The following is a 14641-nucleotide window of genomic DNA, read 5'->3' as shown; positions in this document are numbered from 1 at the left end:
TTGGCTGGGACATTAGCAAGTATGAGCTGGCGCTGCTTGTTCGATAGGACACACTTTCATCCCACTGTCCTCAATCTTGCGCGAACCTCATCTCCCGAGTCTCTCCCATCAGTAGCGGCGCATTCGCCTCGGTCACCCCGCGGATGTAATCCCACAACAAGGTAATCCGCTTCAACTTCCTCAAATCCTCCCGGCAATACATCCAGAACTGCCGCGTCACCTCGATCTCCTCCGGCAACACCGTCACCAGTCGTGAATCCTGCGCCGCCAGGAAACACGGCAAGATTGCCAACCCACGCCCCTGCAAGGCCGCCGTGTACTGCGCGATCACACTGGTGCTGCGCAGGTGCGCACTGGCATTGGGGATCAGGTTGGCCAGGTACAGCAGCTCCGAACTGAACGCCAAATCATCCACATAGCTGATGAACGGATGTCCCACCAAGTCGCTGACCTGGCTGATCGGCGCATGGCTGTCCAGGTAATCCTGGGTCGCATACAGCCGCAGCCGGTAGTCGCACAGCTTGCAGCACACATAAGGCCCATGCTCCGGCCGCTCCAGGGCGATGACGATATCCGCCTCGCGCTTGGACAGGCTGATGAAGTGCGGCAGCGGCAGGATATCCACTGAAATCGCCGGGTAGGCGTCGACGAAATGGCTCAACTGCGGGGTGACGAAGAAGCTGCCGAAGCCCTCGGTACAGCCCATGCGCACATGCCCCGACAACGCTACGCCAGACCCCGATACCTGCTCGCAAGCCATGTGCAGCGTGCTTTCGATCGATTCGGCATAGCCCAGCAAGCGCTGCCCTTCGGCGGTCAGGACGAAGCCATTGGTGCGTGACTTCTCGAACAGCAGCGTGCCCAGCGCACCCTCCAGCGAACTGATGCGCCGAGACACCGTGGTGTAGTCGACGCTCAGGCGTTTGGCGGCGCTGCTGGCCTTGCGGGTACGCGCCACTTCGAGGAAAAACTTCAGGTCGTCCCAGTTCAGCGCACTGAGGGAGGTCAGGTCTTTTTGCATGTTGATCCGGTTTTTTTGTGCGTTCTTGTTGGATGTTTGCACATCTATACTCGAAAAAAGCCCCACGACGCCACCTCGCGTTTGCACGGCGTTGGCGATCTCGTCCCGACAAAAATTCCAAGGAGAACGCAGATGAACGCACCACAATCCCCCGACAAGACCAAGGTCGAGCAGGTCAAGCTGCTGATCGATGGCCAGTGGGTCGAATCGAAGACCACCGAGTGGCGCGACATCGTCAACCCGGCCACCCAAGAGGTGCTGGCGCGAGTGCCGTTCGCCACCGTGGAAGAAGTGGATGCCGCCGTGGCCGCCGGCCAGCGTGCCTTCGCCAGCTGGCGCGACACCCCGATCGGCGCCCGCATGCGCATCATGCTCAAGCTGCAGGCGCTCATCCGCGAACACACCAAGCGTATCGCCCAGACCCTCAGCGCCGAGCAGGGCAAGACCCTCGCCGATGCCGAGGGCGATATCTTCCGCGGCCTGGAAGTGGTCGAGCACGCCGCTTCCATCGGCACGCTGCAGATGGGCGAGTTCGCCGAGAACGTTGCCGGCGGCGTCGATACCTACACCCTGCGCCAGCCGATCGGCGTGTGCGCCGGCATCACCCCGTTCAACTTCCCCGCGATGATCCCGCTGTGGATGTTCCCGATGGCGATCGTCTGCGGCAACACCTTCGTCCTCAAACCCTCCGAGCAGGACCCGCTGTCGACCATGATGCTGGTCGAGCTGGCGCTGGAAGCCGGCGTGCCGGCCGGTGTGCTCAACGTGGTGCACGGTGGCAAGCAGGTGGTGGACGCGATCTGCACCCACAAGGACATCAAGGCGATTTCGTTCGTCGGCTCCACCGAAGTCGGCACCCACGTGTACAACCTGGGCAGCCAGCACGGCAAGCGCGTGCAGTCGATGATGGGCGCGAAGAACCACGCCGTGGTACTGCCCGATGCCAACCGCACCCAGACCGTCAATGCCCTGGTCGGTGCCGCCTTCGGGGCGGCCGGCCAGCGCTGCATGGCCACCTCGGTGGCGGTACTGGTGGGCAAGGCACGTGAATGGCTGCCGGACATCAAGGACGCGGCGAGCAAGCTCAAGGTCAATGCCGGTAGTGAGCCGGGCACCGATGTCGGCCCCGTGGTCTCCAAGCGGGCCAAGGAGCGTGTGCTGGGCCTGATCGAAAGCGGTATTCAGGAAGGCGCCAAGCTCGAACTCGATGGCCGTGGCGTGAAGGTGCCAGGCTACGAGCAGGGCAACTTCGTCGGCCCGACCCTGTTCTCCGGGGTCAAGACCGACATGCAGGTGTACACCCAGGAAATCTTCGGCCCGGTGCTGGTGACCCTGGAAGTCGACACCCTCGACGAAGCCATCGCCCTGGTCAACGCCAACCCGTTCGGCAATGGCACGGGCCTGTTCACCCAGAGCGGCGCGGCGGCGCGCAAGTTCCAGAGCGAGATCGACATCGGCCAGGTCGGCATCAACATTCCGATTCCGGTACCGGTGCCGTTCTTCAGCTTCACCGGCTCGCGCGGCTCCAAGCTTGGCGATCTTGGCCCGTACGGCAAGCAAGTGGTGCAGTTCTACACTCAGACCAAGACCGTCACCGCCCGCTGGTTCGATGACGACAGCGTCAATGACGGTGTGAACACCACCATCAGCCTGCGCTAAGGAGTTCGCCATGCGTATCGCATTCATCGGCCTGGGCAACATGGGCGCCCCCATGGCCCGCAACCTGATCAAGGCCGGGCACCAGTTGAACCTGTTCGACCTGAACAAGACCGTGCTGGCCGAACTCGCCGAACTGGGTGGGCAGGTCAGCGCCTCGCCCAAGGAAGCGGCCGCCAGCAGCGAGCTGGTGATTACCATGCTGCCGGCAGCGGCCCACGTGCGCAGTGTCTACCTCAACGATGACGGTGTGCTGGCGGGCGTGCGCCCCGGCACGCCGACCGTGGATTGCAGCACCATCGACCCGCAGACCGCCCGCGAGGTGTCCAAGGCTGCGGCGGCCAAGGGCGTGGACATGGGCGATGCGCCGGTGTCCGGTGGCACCGGCGGCGCGGCGGCGGGCACCCTGACCTTCATGGTCGGTGCCAGCACCGAGCTGTTCGCCACGCTCAAGCCTGTGCTGGAGCAGATGGGCCGCAACATCGTGCACTGCGGTGAGGTCGGCACCGGGCAGATCGCCAAGATCTGCAACAACCTGCTGCTGGGTATCTCGATGATCGGTGTGTCCGAAGCGATGGCCCTGGGCAATGCGCTGGGCATCGACACCAAGGTGCTCGCCGGCATCATCAACAGCTCGACCGGGCGTTGCTGGAGTTCCGACACCTACAACCCGTGGCCGGGCATCATCGAGACGGCGCCGGCATCGCGTGGATATACCGGTGGCTTTGGTGCCGAGCTGATGCTGAAAGATCTGGGGCTGGCCACCGAAGCGGCGCGCCAGGCCCACCAACCGGTGATCCTGGGCGCTGTAGCCCAGCAGCTTTACCAGGCCATGAGCCTGCGTGGTGAAGGCGGCAAGGACTTCTCGGCGATCGTCGAGGGGTACCGCAAGAAGGACTGACGAGCGAGGGACTTCATCGCGGGCCGGGCGGCTTTCCCTCTGCAACTGCGCACCAGAGGGAAGGGCGTCTGCCCCGCGATTTTTTTTGCCTGTAGTGGCCCTATCGCCGGCAGAAATCCCGGATCAGGCAAAAACGAAATACTTGCGCACGGTCTCGACCACTTCCCAGGTCCCTTTCATCCCCGGTTCGATCACGAACACATCACCCGCCTTCAAATGCTTCGGCGCTTCACCTTCCGGGGTGATGATGCAGTAGCCCTCGAGGAAGTGGCAGAACTCCCACTTCTCGTAGTTGACCTCGAACTTGCCCGGGGTGCAGATCCAGGTGCCCATGATCTTGCTGCCGTCGGCCGACAGGTAGGCATTGAGGTTGACGGTGTGCGGATCGCCGCCGATGCGCTTCCACTGGGTGGCGTCCACGACGGGCGTCGGACAGGTTTCGCGCAGAACGGTGATGAAATCGGACATGGCACAACTCCTGGTGACTGGCTGGATGACGCGTCACCATAGGGCTATTGGCCAGGCCGCAGTTGCCTGGGCTCGACGTCCAGCTGTCTGACCGCGCTATGCCAGCGCGTTGACCTCGACCGTCACAGGGGCCAGCGCCTCAGCCCAAGCAACATCACTTATCAAGCCCACCAGTAACGCACGAAGTGAAAGAACACCGGCGCCGCGAAGCACACCGAGTCCATGCGGTCGAGCATGCCGCCGTGGCCTTCGATCATGTGGCCCCAGTCCTTCACCCCGCGGTCGCGCTTGATCGCCGACATCACCAGGCCGCCGAAAAAGCCCATGGCATTCACGGCCAGCGCCATCAGGGCAGCCTGCCAGAAGTTGAACGGGGTGATCCAGCACAGCAGCGCCCCGACCAGGGTTGCCAGCGCCACGCCGCCGGCCAGGCCTTCGACGGTCTTCGATGGCGACAAGTTGGGGGCCACCTTGCGCTTGCCGAACAGCTTGCCGCACACGTACTGCAGCACATCGCTGATCTGCACCACCAGGATCAGCCAGGCGATCAGCAGCAGGTTGCGGCCCTCGAAGCCCGGGATATCCAGGGTCAGCAGGGCCGGCACCGACGACAGGCAGTACACCGCGATCATCAGCCCCCACTGCACTTTCGAGGCGCGTTCGAGAAAGCGTGTGGTATCGCCGCCAAAGCTGGCAAGGATCGGCAGCAGCAGAAACAGGTAGACCGGGATGAAGATGCTGAACAGGCCGTACCAGTCCATGGCGATCAGCAGGTACTGCACCGGCAGGGCGACATAGAACGCGGCCACCAGCGCCGGGTAGTCGCTGCGCCGGGTCGGTGTGAGGGTCATGAACTCGCGCAGGGCGTAGAACGACACCCCGTAGAACAGCACGATCACCCCGTACTTGCCGAACAGGAAGGCGATGCCGATCACCAGCACCATTACCCACCAGGCGTTGATGCGGGCGTTGAGGTTGTCGATCACCGCGTGCGGCGCCGGGCCGGCGCGCCTCTTGAGCAAACGGCCGATGATGCTGGCGATCAGCAACAGGGCGCCAATGCCGGCGAACAGGGAAAGGGTGTTGTCGTCCATGTCAGGCGTCCTTCGGTGCCAGGTTCAGCAAGGCCTGGCTGGCTCGCTCGAGAAAGGCCTGCTTGCCTTCTTCGGCCTGCAGGTGGAGGGGTTCGCCGAAGCTCAGCGTACACAGCAACGGCAGGGGCAGGGCACGGCCCTTGGGCATTACCCGGTTGAGGTTGGCGATCCACACCGGCACCAGCTCGACCTCGGGGTTGGCTGTGGCCAGGTGGTAGAGGCCGCTTCTGAACGGCATCAGCGGTTCGTCACCGAGGTTGCGGGTGCCTTCGGGGAAGAAGATCAGGGAATCACCCTGAGCCACGGCATCGAGCACCGGTTGCAGCGGGTTGCCCTGGCCTTCGCTGCGCTGTCGGTCGATCAGCACCCCGTTGAATACCCGGCGAATCAGAAAATCGCGAATACCGGGTCTGGCCCAGTAGTCGGCGCCTGCCACTGGACGCGTGCGCCTGCGCAAGGGGGCGGGCAATGAGGCCCAGAGCAGTACGAAATCACCATGGCTGCTGTGGTTGGCGTAATACAGGCGCTGTACCGGCTGTGGGCTGCAGCCGAGCCACAAGGCCCGGGCACCGGTGATCAGGCGGGCGGCGGAGGTGATGAGGAAGGCGGTCAGGGCGGCGAGCATGGTGCGGTTGTTATCCGATGAAGGGCACAGTCAGCAGGGTAGTCAAGGCCAGCACCAGTTGCAGGGCCAGGCACATGGCCTGGCGCCGCAACAGGGACAAGGCTGCCTGGCTGCGGGCTGGCCAGTCGCGGCTGTCTTCACGCTGTGATTTGAGGCGCAGGTCGAACAGGGCGCGGTCCAGGTGCCGGGTGTCGGCGGGCAGGTCGCTGCTGGCACCGAGGCGGGCGAACAGGTCGGCGTCGAGGGCGACACGGATGGCCCAGTATTTGTGCAACAGGCCGAGCATCAGCAACATCGCGCACAGAAGAGTTGCCTGCGGATGAAGTTGTACGCTGAGCAGCGGTGCCAATCCGTAGGCCAACGCCAGCAGGGTTACGCCATCCGACAAGCGCTCCAGTTGCACGCCGCGGGCGAGCAGGCTGGCGACCAGGTGCAGGTTCATGACTGTGCTCCGAGCTGTTGCAACACGTGGCGATGGGCGGGGCGCAGGACGATACCGGGGCGTGCCTGGCGGATCAGCGTTTCGGCGTCGTCGAGATCCTTGCAGCGCCCGCTCAGCAGCAGCCAGGCGGCCACGGCGCTGGCGCTGCGTGAATAGCCGAGGGCGCAGCAGACCAGCAGGGGGCCTTGCCGGCGCAGGCGCTCGATGGCTTCGGCGGCTTGCTGCAGCAGGTGGCTGTCGGGGGGGATCAAGTCCAGCGTGGGGGCTGCGCTGTAGAACTGCTTTGGCTGTTCGGACGCCATCGCCGGCAAGCCGGCTCCCACAATTTTGCTGGGGACTTGTTTGCTGACAGGGCAGGGCAGTTCCGCGCAGAGGTCGACGATGGCGGCAAATGGGGCAGCCTCATTGCGCGTTGGGATGCGTCCAAGGAATACCCCGTCACACACTTCATCGGCCTGCGGATGACGCCAGGTCCACAGCCGCGAGTTGATCCATGCACCGACCAGGTAAGGCGCCAGCAGCCAGCTGGAGGCACTCGACAAGCGCCCGTGCGCGTTCTTCTGAAACCCACTGCTACCGACAACGGCATAGTTCAGCGCCACCAACAGCAAGGATACGGCAGGCCACAACAGCCAAAGACCCGCCCCTCCCGCGATGAAGGCCACAGTCGCCAGCCATGACGAACCGACGGCATAACACAGCGCCACCCACCAGCGCTTGGCGACGCGCGCAATGCCGGCTTCCCGCCACCGGTTGCCCCACAGCCAAACGCAGACGAACCCCGCCAATGCGCCGGTCGGCACATCGATGAAGTGGTGCTGCCAGGTCGTCAGCACCGAGACCCCGATCAACGCCATCCAGCCATGCATCAGCCAACGCCAGGGCTGACGCTGTACGTGCCGGGCGAACAGCGTCCAGATGATCACCAGCAGCGCGATATGCAGCGAGGGCGCCTGGTTGTAGGGCTTGTCGAAGCCCATCAGCACATCGAACAGCCAGCCGAACAGGCCCGCCAGCTCGGGCCGCTCGAACGTGAAGCGCAATGGCCAGAGCAGGAAGCCGCTCACGCAGAGTACCTGTGCGGTGAGTAGCGTCAGGGCGTGCCGATCCATATCCTGGCGTGTGCGGGGCAGCAGGAAGGACAAGCCGTAGAGCAGGTCGATCGACCAGTACGGGATGATCGTCCAGGGCCACAGCGGCATGTGGCTTTCCCAGGCGAACACCAGGCTGCCGATATCGCTGCGACCCGCCGTGTAGCTGTTCGCCAGGCCATAGCTGAGGAAGAACAACGGCCCCAGCAGCAACAGCCATAGCACCCCCCGGCGGATCAGGCCCGGTTCACGGGCGGTTGTCATTCACGCACCCGCTGGGCCAGGCTGACCGTGAAAATGCCCCACTCATCGACCCGCTGGGCCAGCTTGCGAAAGCCCGCCGCCTCGACCAACTGGTCCATTTCCGCCTGGCTGCGCCGGCGCATCACCCACGCCTCGCCGCCGCGATGGCTGGTCAGGGCACGGGCGATCATCTCCAGCTGCGGGTGCCAGGGTTGGCCGGTGTAGACCAGGTAGCCGCCAGCCTCGACGGCATCGGCCAGGCCCGCCAGCGAATTGCCCACCAATTGGTTGCTGGGGAACAGCTCGTAAAGACCGGATACCACCACCAGGGTCGGGCGCGGGTCCAGCGCGGCCAGGCTGGCGCGGTCGAAGGCGTCGCCCTGGACGAAACGGGCGATGTCGGCCAAGCCTTTTTCGGCAATCAGCGCGCTGCCTTGCTGCACGTTCAGTTCGCTGTAGTCGCGCAGCAGGATCGAGTCGGGCAGTTGCTCCAGCTCCTGCAGGGCTTCGAGGATGTAGCGGCCATGGCCGGCGGCGATGTCGACGATATGCACGGGCCGTTGCTGTTCACGCAGCCGTGCGATGGCCCGGCGCAGCAGTTCCTCGACATGCAGCTTGCGCTGACGGATGCCGCGCCAGCCGATGGCGTTCAGGTAGTTCTGGTCGATCATCCGGCCCAGTTTGCCTTTGCCGGTGGGCAGGTTGCGGTAGACGTAGTCGAGCGTGCTGCCGGAGTCGAAGCCCGTGTCGAAACCTAGCTTCACGCCTTCGGCCATCCCCTTGCCCAGGCGCAGGCCGGCCCGGGTGGCGCGCCAGTAGAGATCGCGGGGCGAGTTGCGCGGCAACGGCGCGGCCAGGCTTTCGGCCTCGGCGCAGCTGGCGCCGGCCTTGTCGGCATCGAGCAACGACGGCACCGGCGCGGGGCTGGCGAAGCAGTGCTCGACGAAACGCTCGATACGCCTGAGGGCGTGGGCACGGTCACGCTCGCCGAGGGTGTCATGGAAGAAGCCCGGCAGGATGTGCATTTCCTTGCGTGCGCTGCCCAGGCGCTCGAAGAAGCGCTCCTGCGGCTTGCGCTCGACCACCAAGTCCGCCCCGGATACCAGCATCTGCGTCGGCACCTGGATGGCCTGGGCATCGGCCACCACACGGTCGGCGGCTTCGTACAGGCCAAGCAGCATGGTCACGGAAATCGGCCGACTGATCAGCGGGTCGGCCACGTAGGACATGACCCGTTCAGGGTCGTGGGTGAGCAGTTGCGGCCTGACATAACTGTTGACGAAGAAATTGCCCCGCACGGCCTTCATCAGCTTCAGGCCGGGGCGGGCGAAGGGCACGTAAAGCTTGACCTTGAACGCCGGCGAGGCAAGCACCAGGCAGCGCACCCTGGGCGCGTAGTCATGGGCCCAGGTAGCGATCAGCACGGCGCCGACGCTTTGCGCCAGTACCACCAGGTCTTGTTCGGCAACGCCGTGGCTGGCCTGGATATGCTCGATGAAGGTCTGCACATCGCGCACGCTCGTGGCGAACCCCGGGCTGTCACCCCGAGCCCCAGGCGACTTGCCGTGGCCACGTGCGTCCCAGGCGAAGAAGTCGTAGCCCGGCATGTCCAGTTCGTCGGCCAGGTGGGCCATGCGCCCACCGTGTTCGTGGCCGCGGTGGAACATCACCATGGCGCGGCGCGGTTGGTGTTCGTTGCGGGTGGCGGGCCAGTGACGGTAGTGCAGCTCGACACCGTCGTGGGTGGTGAAATGCAGCGATTGCGCTTGGCGCATGGCGAAAGTCCTTGTCCGGCGGCGGAGGGTTCAGCGAGCTTCGGCCAGCCCCTGGCGAACCCGGTTGTAGAGGGTATAGAGCGAGAGTGCGAGGATGACCAGCAACAGGCCATTGACCCAGGCCCCGTCGAGCAGGCCCAGGGCGACCCCGGTGCCCAGCACGCCAAAGGCCAGCGCCCGGTCGCTCTTGCCCATAGGCCCGTCGTAGCGCCGCGAGGCACCGGCCAGCGGGCCCATCACCCCGGCGTATTCGCTGAAGGTGGCGCTGAACACCACCACGATCACCAGCATTGGCCAGACCCCGGCAAGCAGGGCGAACGGCAAGTACAGCGCCGCGTCGGCGATCACGTCGCAGAGTTCGTTGAGGTAGGCGCCGAGCCGTGATTGCTGGCCGAACTCACGGGCGAGCATGCCGTCGATGGCATTGAAGGCCATGCGCAACAGCATCCAGACCGGAATGAGGATGAACAGCCAGGCAATGTGGCTGAACCAGGCCAGCAGCAGCCCCACCAGCAGCGAGACCACGGCGGCGCTGACGGTCACCTGGTTGGCGGTCACGCCCCGGTCGTGCAGGCGTTGCACTGCAGGGCGCAGAAGGGACTGGAAGCGCGGTTTGAGCTGGTAGATCGATGGCATTGGAAACTCCTTTTCATCGCTGTCGGGTGTATTCAGGCGCCCGCCAAAAAATCGCGTCGTACCAACAAGGCTGCCAACCATGGCCTATCAGACATAGGCACGTTGCAACAAATGTAGGAGCGGATTCATCCGCGATGCGCCGCGCGGGCGGCGCTCGATCGCATAGACGCCCAAAATGTCATGACAAGCCCTGCCTCCCCCCATTCCATAGCCCACGCCCACAAATTTTGTAACCCGTTAATGCGGTTTTTATTCGGTAGCATCGGGTTCATCCGCGATCCTTGCAGGACCACCCCCTTGTCCAAAACCCGCACCGTTGCGCCGCTGCTTCCCCTACACGGCCCCCCCCAAAAAAACCACTCCCGGCGAACATAGTAGGAAACTGCAAATTCCGCTGTCAGATCATTCCCAAGCCCCGCCATCCCCCTAAACACCCCGTTCATTGCCATCGGTCATTCCACTCCCCTAGCCTCCATCGCCTTTCGAACATGAACGTGCAAAGGAGAGCGTAATGATCATGGATCTGGTCGAGCGGCTGAGCCCTCAGCACCGTCGACTGTTCAAGTTCCACCACAAGTCGAATTCCGAGTCGGGACTGCTGCTGGAGCGCTTCAACGGCGTTGAAGGCCTATCGCAAGCCTTCGAATATGAGCTGCTGCTCATCTGCAACCCGGTGCAGATGCCGCAGAAATCGATGATCGGCCAACAGGTCAGCCTGGAGATCGAACTCGCCGATGCCGCGCCCCGTTTCATCAACGGCTACCTCACGCGCTTTGCCAGCCTGGGCAGCGATGGCGCCCTGCAGCGCTACAGTGCGACCCTGAACCCTTGGCTTTCACTGCTTGAGCATCGCGTCGATACGCGAATCTTCCAGGACTGCACGGTGGAGGAGGTACTGCGCGAGGTCTTTGCGCTGTATCCGGAATACGCCCGTTACCGCTTCTACCTGCACCGCTCGCAGAAGCGTCACAGCTACCTCACTCAATACCGCGAGAGCGATTTCAGCTTCATTCATCGCCTGCTTGAGCAGGCTGGAATGTTCTACTACTTCGAGCACAGTGCCGAGAACCACATACTGGTGATCAGCGACTATTCCCGCTTGTCAGACCCACTACCCGAACAACCGAAGATCCGTTTCCACAGAAATTCGGTGACCGAAATCGCCGACGCCATCACACGCTGGTGCGGCCATCGCCAGCTCCTGGCCGGCAAGCTTGCCCTGCAGACCTTCGACTATCGCCAGCCGCACAACCTGCTGCCGGTGGCGATGGACAGCGTTAACGAGCAAGGCGATGTGCAATGTCTGGAAGTGTACGACCCCGGCCAATACACCCACGGGACCTACAACGAAGGCGAGGCCTTGTTGCGAACACGCATCGAGGCGCTGGAAGTGCGCGCTAAATGGTTCGAGGGCGCGAGCAACTGCCGCGCCATGCGCCCAGGTTACAGCTTCGAGTTGCTGCAGCACCCGGCCCACGCTGGCCGCTTGGTGGAGGCGCGTGAGTTCCTGTTGTTGAGCGTGACGTGTGAAGGCCACAACAACTACCTCACCGGCCAGCAGGCCAGCTACTTCAATACCTTCACTTGCGTGCACAAGAAGATCCCGTTCCGCCCGCAGGCGAACACTGCCCGACCCGTTATCAACGGCCCACAGACTGCCATCGTCGTAGGCCCGCCCGGCGAGGAAATCTTCACCGATGAGCTAGGCCGGGTGAAGGTGCAATTTCACTGGGATCGCCAGGGTGATTTCAACGAGGGCAGTTCCAGCTGGGTGCGGGTGGCACAAACCGGCGCCAGCGGTGGCTTTGGCAGCATCCAGATCCCGCGGGTGGGTGACGAAGTCGTGGTGGTGTTTCTCGAAGGCAACCCCGACCGCCCCTTGATCATCGGTAGCGTCTACAACAACGGCAACCCGCCGCCATGGCCGCTGCCGGCGAACAAGACCCAGAGCGGGGTTCTGACCCGATCGATCAATGGCACCGGTCGCACCGCCAACTTCTTGCGCTTCGAAGACAAGGCCGGGGCTGAGCAGGTCAGCCTGCATGCCGAACGCGACATGGATATCGAAGTCGAGGCGGATGACAGGCTCACCGTGGGTGGCAACCGCACGATCAACGTGACCGGCAAGCATGCGGAAACCATCCGGCTGGAAACCAGCATTGCGGTGGAGGAAGGGTCCTACTTCGTCACCGTCGATCAAGGGCATATCAAGTTGACGGCCGCGCAGTCCATCACGCTTGAAGTGGGGGAGAGCAAGTTGGTGATGAATCAGGACGGGACCATCAAGTTGTGCGGCGTGGTGGTGGATGTGAATGGCAGCACGATCATCAATCTCAATAAATCCGAGTGAAGGACAGGGAACAGTCTTTATGTATCGCAGAAGTATCTACGACAGGATTTCTGAAAAGCGTGAGGAGAAGGAACGCCTCGAACGTGAGCAACTCGCACGAGAGGCGATGAAGCCGCCACCGCCGGAGCGGTTTCTGGCGAATGAGCTGAGCTTCGTGCGGCCAGAGAGTCTGAAAGACAAAACGTTTCATGTCTTCACCCTCACCGAGTTCACGCCTAGCCCGTTTTCGTTGGTGATAGGACGGTCAGTGGCTGCGCGGGACGCATCACTGGAAACGCTTGCGCAAAAATTGCTCGGAGAAGTGGAAAGACGCTTTCCCATCTGCAGTGGATCAAAGCTGTTACTGCCACCGAGGTGGCGGGCCTGGAGGCACGCCAAGTGGAGTTCCGTTGGCGCCAGCAAGGTCAGCCGATTCATCAAATACAGGTGATGTTTTTGCATCAGGACGAACATGGGCAGCGTCTTCTGATGCAGATCACGGCCACCAGCAACAACCCCAAAGGCATGACGGAGACAGAGCGTGATGCATTCACTCAGGTCATCACGAGCTTTGAAGTGCGCATCCCGCCTGGTGGCAATGAGGAGGTGAACAAGGCTGCGCCAGCATGAGTGGTGCAGCACGTTTCGCCGATCCGATTGAGCATTCCAGTGCATTGAGCGGCTTGTTGGCAGGCTTGGCGATTGGGGCTGGTGCCGTCTTGGTCGGGATAGCCGTTATTGGTACAGGCGGCCTGGGGGCTGCGGCACTGGTAGCAATGGTCGGGGCGGGTGCAGCGACAGGGGCAGGCATTGGGCAACTGCTCGGTAGCTTGTCATTCGCGCAGCGGGAAACGGGGTTCATAACGTCCGGCTCAGGCAACGTCCACATCAATGGCCAACCGGCGGCGAGGGCGCATGCCGACTATGCCGCGTGCACGGACCATGCCGGTGTATCGAGGACGCTGGCCCAAGGTAGCTGCTCCGTTTACATCAATGGCCTGCCCGCTGCCAGAGTGGGAGATCGTACTGTTTGCGGTGCCAGGATAAGTGCCGGGTCGACCAACGTCTTCATTGGTGGTGGGACGGAGACCACCGATGAAATCAGCCCGGAGCTGGCCGGTTGGCTTGACGGTGCAGTACTGGGTGTCGGGCTTGCCAGTGCGATTGCCCTCGTTGGACCGGCAATGGCGCTTTGGGGGCTTTTCGGCGGAATGCTGGGTGGCGGTGCGGGATATCAAGTAGGGGGAGAGCGTTACGGTGAAGGTTCCGATGAGCAAAAGCTTATGGCTTTTGGCGGGGCGTTTATTGTTGGCGGTCTGGCGGCGCGCTATAGGTTACAGCCGAATGGTGGATTGGGCACAAACCTCAATAACACTAAGCTGACAAAGCGTATGTCAGCTCCAATTGTCTCAAATGCAAAAAAAACGACTGCCCCTGCATCATTCGGAAAAGCAGCTTCTGATGATTACAAAGCCACATTTTTTGAAGCGCATCCTGAGCAAAGTGGAAAGGTGGTAGTACATCATGCTGTCGAACAGCAGGTACAGCGACGTTACCCGGGGCTGGTGAAAAATGAAGAGATGCATTCGCTTGAGAACTTACGAGGGATTCCCAAGGAAGTTAATTCTGAGGTGCATTTGAGCATTATACGGAAGGAGTGGAATAGGTTTTATCGAGAAATTCCTAAGCCTACAAAGCAGCAGTTGCTTGATAAGGCGACAGAGATTGATGATATGCTGGGTACGAAGTTTTCTCCGCCGATCAGATAGGAGGCATCAATGTTTTACTATGTTGAACCCGAAGTCGCTGGAGGACTTGGCGATGGTACGGTCATGGATACTGCGGTTACTCCGCCCTATGTGAGCGTATTGGAGTATGAGTTCTCCGGGTGGATGGGTGACGAATTGCTTGAGTCGTTCCCCTGCTTTGTGGTTACGCTAAATTTGGCTCGCGCTTTGAAGCAAAATCAATTCACAGGCTTTACGCTGGATACTGTGGGGATCAAAAAAGCTGACGAGTTTGAGATAATGTATCCATCAAAGATTCTTCCGGAGTTTAAGTGGTTGAAAGTGCATGGAGTAGCTGGTTCCTCAGATTTTGGCTTGTCTCAAGATTGCCGACTAGTAGTGTCTGACGCAGCCCTTAAAGTTATTCAGAGTTGCGGTTTGAAGTATGCAGATATTGAGGAGTATTCATAGCTGGAACGGAGGGGGCAACCTTTTTCTGGTGTGGGGTGAGTTGAATACGCTTGAGAGGGACTGTCAGTTTTTTGTGTGCGGGCCGGTAAGGGCCTGCCGCTAGGCAGGCCCTGATTTTACCAGGTCGGCCTGATGAACCGATCCCCGTACAGAATCGCGAAT

At 62.0% G+C, this 14641-nt stretch carries 13 protein-coding genes and 1 pseudogene; 6 read left to right on the top strand and 8 right to left on the bottom strand.

All coding sequences use genetic code 11. From position 1 onward, the window contains the following. Positions 1 to 70 precede the first annotated feature (70 nt). On the bottom strand, positions 71 to 1021 hold the full coding sequence (locus tag ACIPZG_RS26535; protein ID WP_400718417.1) for a LysR family transcriptional regulator: 951 nt from the start codon (positions 1019 to 1021) through the stop codon (positions 71 to 73). A gap of 132 nt (positions 1022 to 1153) precedes the next feature. Between ACIPZG_RS26535 and ACIPZG_RS26530 the strand changes: the two genes are divergently transcribed. Beyond that, entirely contained in the window at positions 1154 to 2680 is a 1527-nt protein-coding gene (locus ACIPZG_RS26530; protein ID WP_008094208.1) for a CoA-acylating methylmalonate-semialdehyde dehydrogenase, read from the top strand. Between the two features lie 10 nt (positions 2681 to 2690). Beyond that, positions 2691 to 3578, top strand: a complete 888-nt coding sequence (mmsB, locus tag ACIPZG_RS26525; RefSeq protein ID WP_279931925.1) for a 3-hydroxyisobutyrate dehydrogenase — start codon at positions 2691 to 2693, stop codon at positions 3576 to 3578. A 123-nt stretch (positions 3579 to 3701) separates the two neighbouring features. Here mmsB and ACIPZG_RS26520 read toward each other — a convergent pair whose 3' ends face one another. The 7 genes from ACIPZG_RS26520 to ACIPZG_RS26490 form a co-directional block, all read right to left on the bottom strand. After that, positions 3702 to 4046 (bottom strand): cupin domain-containing protein, encoded by a 345-nt coding sequence (locus ACIPZG_RS26520; RefSeq protein ID WP_400640435.1) that lies wholly within the window; start codon positions 4044 to 4046, stop codon positions 3702 to 3704. 161 nt (positions 4047 to 4207) lie between these two features. After that, positions 4208 to 5140, bottom strand: a complete 933-nt coding sequence (locus ACIPZG_RS26515) for a phosphatidate cytidylyltransferase (protein WP_008094200.1) — start codon at positions 5138 to 5140, stop codon at positions 4208 to 4210. Position 5141: 1 nt separating this feature from the next. After that, positions 5142 to 5765 (bottom strand): lysophospholipid acyltransferase family protein, encoded by a 624-nt coding sequence (locus tag ACIPZG_RS26510; RefSeq protein WP_400718413.1) that lies wholly within the window; start codon positions 5763 to 5765, stop codon positions 5142 to 5144. Positions 5766 to 5775: 10 nt separating this feature from the next. Next, positions 5776 to 6207 carry a hypothetical protein gene (locus tag ACIPZG_RS26505; RefSeq protein ID WP_400718410.1) on the bottom strand — a complete coding sequence of 144 codons (432 nt, stop codon included), beginning with the start codon at positions 6205 to 6207 and terminating at the stop codon, positions 5776 to 5778. Further along, the gene (locus ACIPZG_RS26500) at positions 6204 to 7562 is read right to left on the bottom strand and encodes a phosphatase PAP2/dual specificity phosphatase family protein (RefSeq protein ID WP_400718408.1); all 1359 of its coding nucleotides are present in this window, start codon (positions 7560 to 7562) and stop codon (positions 6204 to 6206) included. The genes ACIPZG_RS26505 and ACIPZG_RS26500 overlap by 4 nt, the downstream gene beginning before the upstream one ends. Continuing rightward, positions 7559 to 9316 (bottom strand): bifunctional alpha/beta hydrolase/class I SAM-dependent methyltransferase, encoded by a 1758-nt coding sequence (locus ACIPZG_RS26495; RefSeq protein ID WP_400718405.1) that lies wholly within the window; start codon positions 9314 to 9316, stop codon positions 7559 to 7561. Before ACIPZG_RS26495 ends, ACIPZG_RS26500 begins: the two co-directional genes overlap by 4 nt. 30 nt (positions 9317 to 9346) lie before the next feature. Continuing rightward, positions 9347 to 9952: a CDP-alcohol phosphatidyltransferase family protein gene (locus tag ACIPZG_RS26490; protein ID WP_400718402.1), complete on the bottom strand. Its 606-nt coding sequence runs from the start codon at positions 9950 to 9952 to the stop codon at positions 9347 to 9349. Positions 9953 to 10463: 511 nt separating this feature from the next. Between ACIPZG_RS26490 and ACIPZG_RS26485 the strand changes: the two genes are divergently transcribed. The 4 genes and pseudogenes from ACIPZG_RS26485 to ACIPZG_RS26470 all read left to right on the top strand — a co-directional run bounded on the left by ACIPZG_RS26485 (position 10464) and on the right by ACIPZG_RS26470 (position 14479). Then, positions 10464 to 12302 carry a type VI secretion system Vgr family protein gene (locus ACIPZG_RS26485; protein ID WP_400718400.1) on the top strand — a complete coding sequence of 613 codons (1839 nt, stop codon included), beginning with the start codon at positions 10464 to 10466 and terminating at the stop codon, positions 12300 to 12302. Between the two features lie 19 nt (positions 12303 to 12321). Further along, positions 12322 to 12911, top strand: a pseudogene (locus ACIPZG_RS26480) (DcrB-related protein). Further along, positions 12908 to 14050, top strand: coding sequence for a PAAR domain-containing protein (locus ACIPZG_RS26475; RefSeq protein ID WP_400718398.1), 1143 nt, complete (start codon positions 12908 to 12910; stop codon positions 14048 to 14050). Before ACIPZG_RS26480 ends, ACIPZG_RS26475 begins: the two are co-directional and overlap by 4 nt. Before the next feature lie 9 nt (positions 14051 to 14059). Next, positions 14060 to 14479: a hypothetical protein gene (locus ACIPZG_RS26470; RefSeq protein WP_400718397.1), complete on the top strand. Its 420-nt coding sequence runs from the start codon at positions 14060 to 14062 to the stop codon at positions 14477 to 14479. The last annotated feature ends 162 nt before the right edge of the window (positions 14480 to 14641 follow it).

The organism is Pseudomonas sp. NPDC089395, assembly GCF_044749525.1.
In the GTDB taxonomy this organism is placed as follows: domain Bacteria; phylum Pseudomonadota; class Gammaproteobacteria; order Pseudomonadales; family Pseudomonadaceae; genus Aquipseudomonas.
Note: the sequence above shows the minus strand (reverse complement) of the source record. Positions and strands in the feature narration are given on the sequence as shown.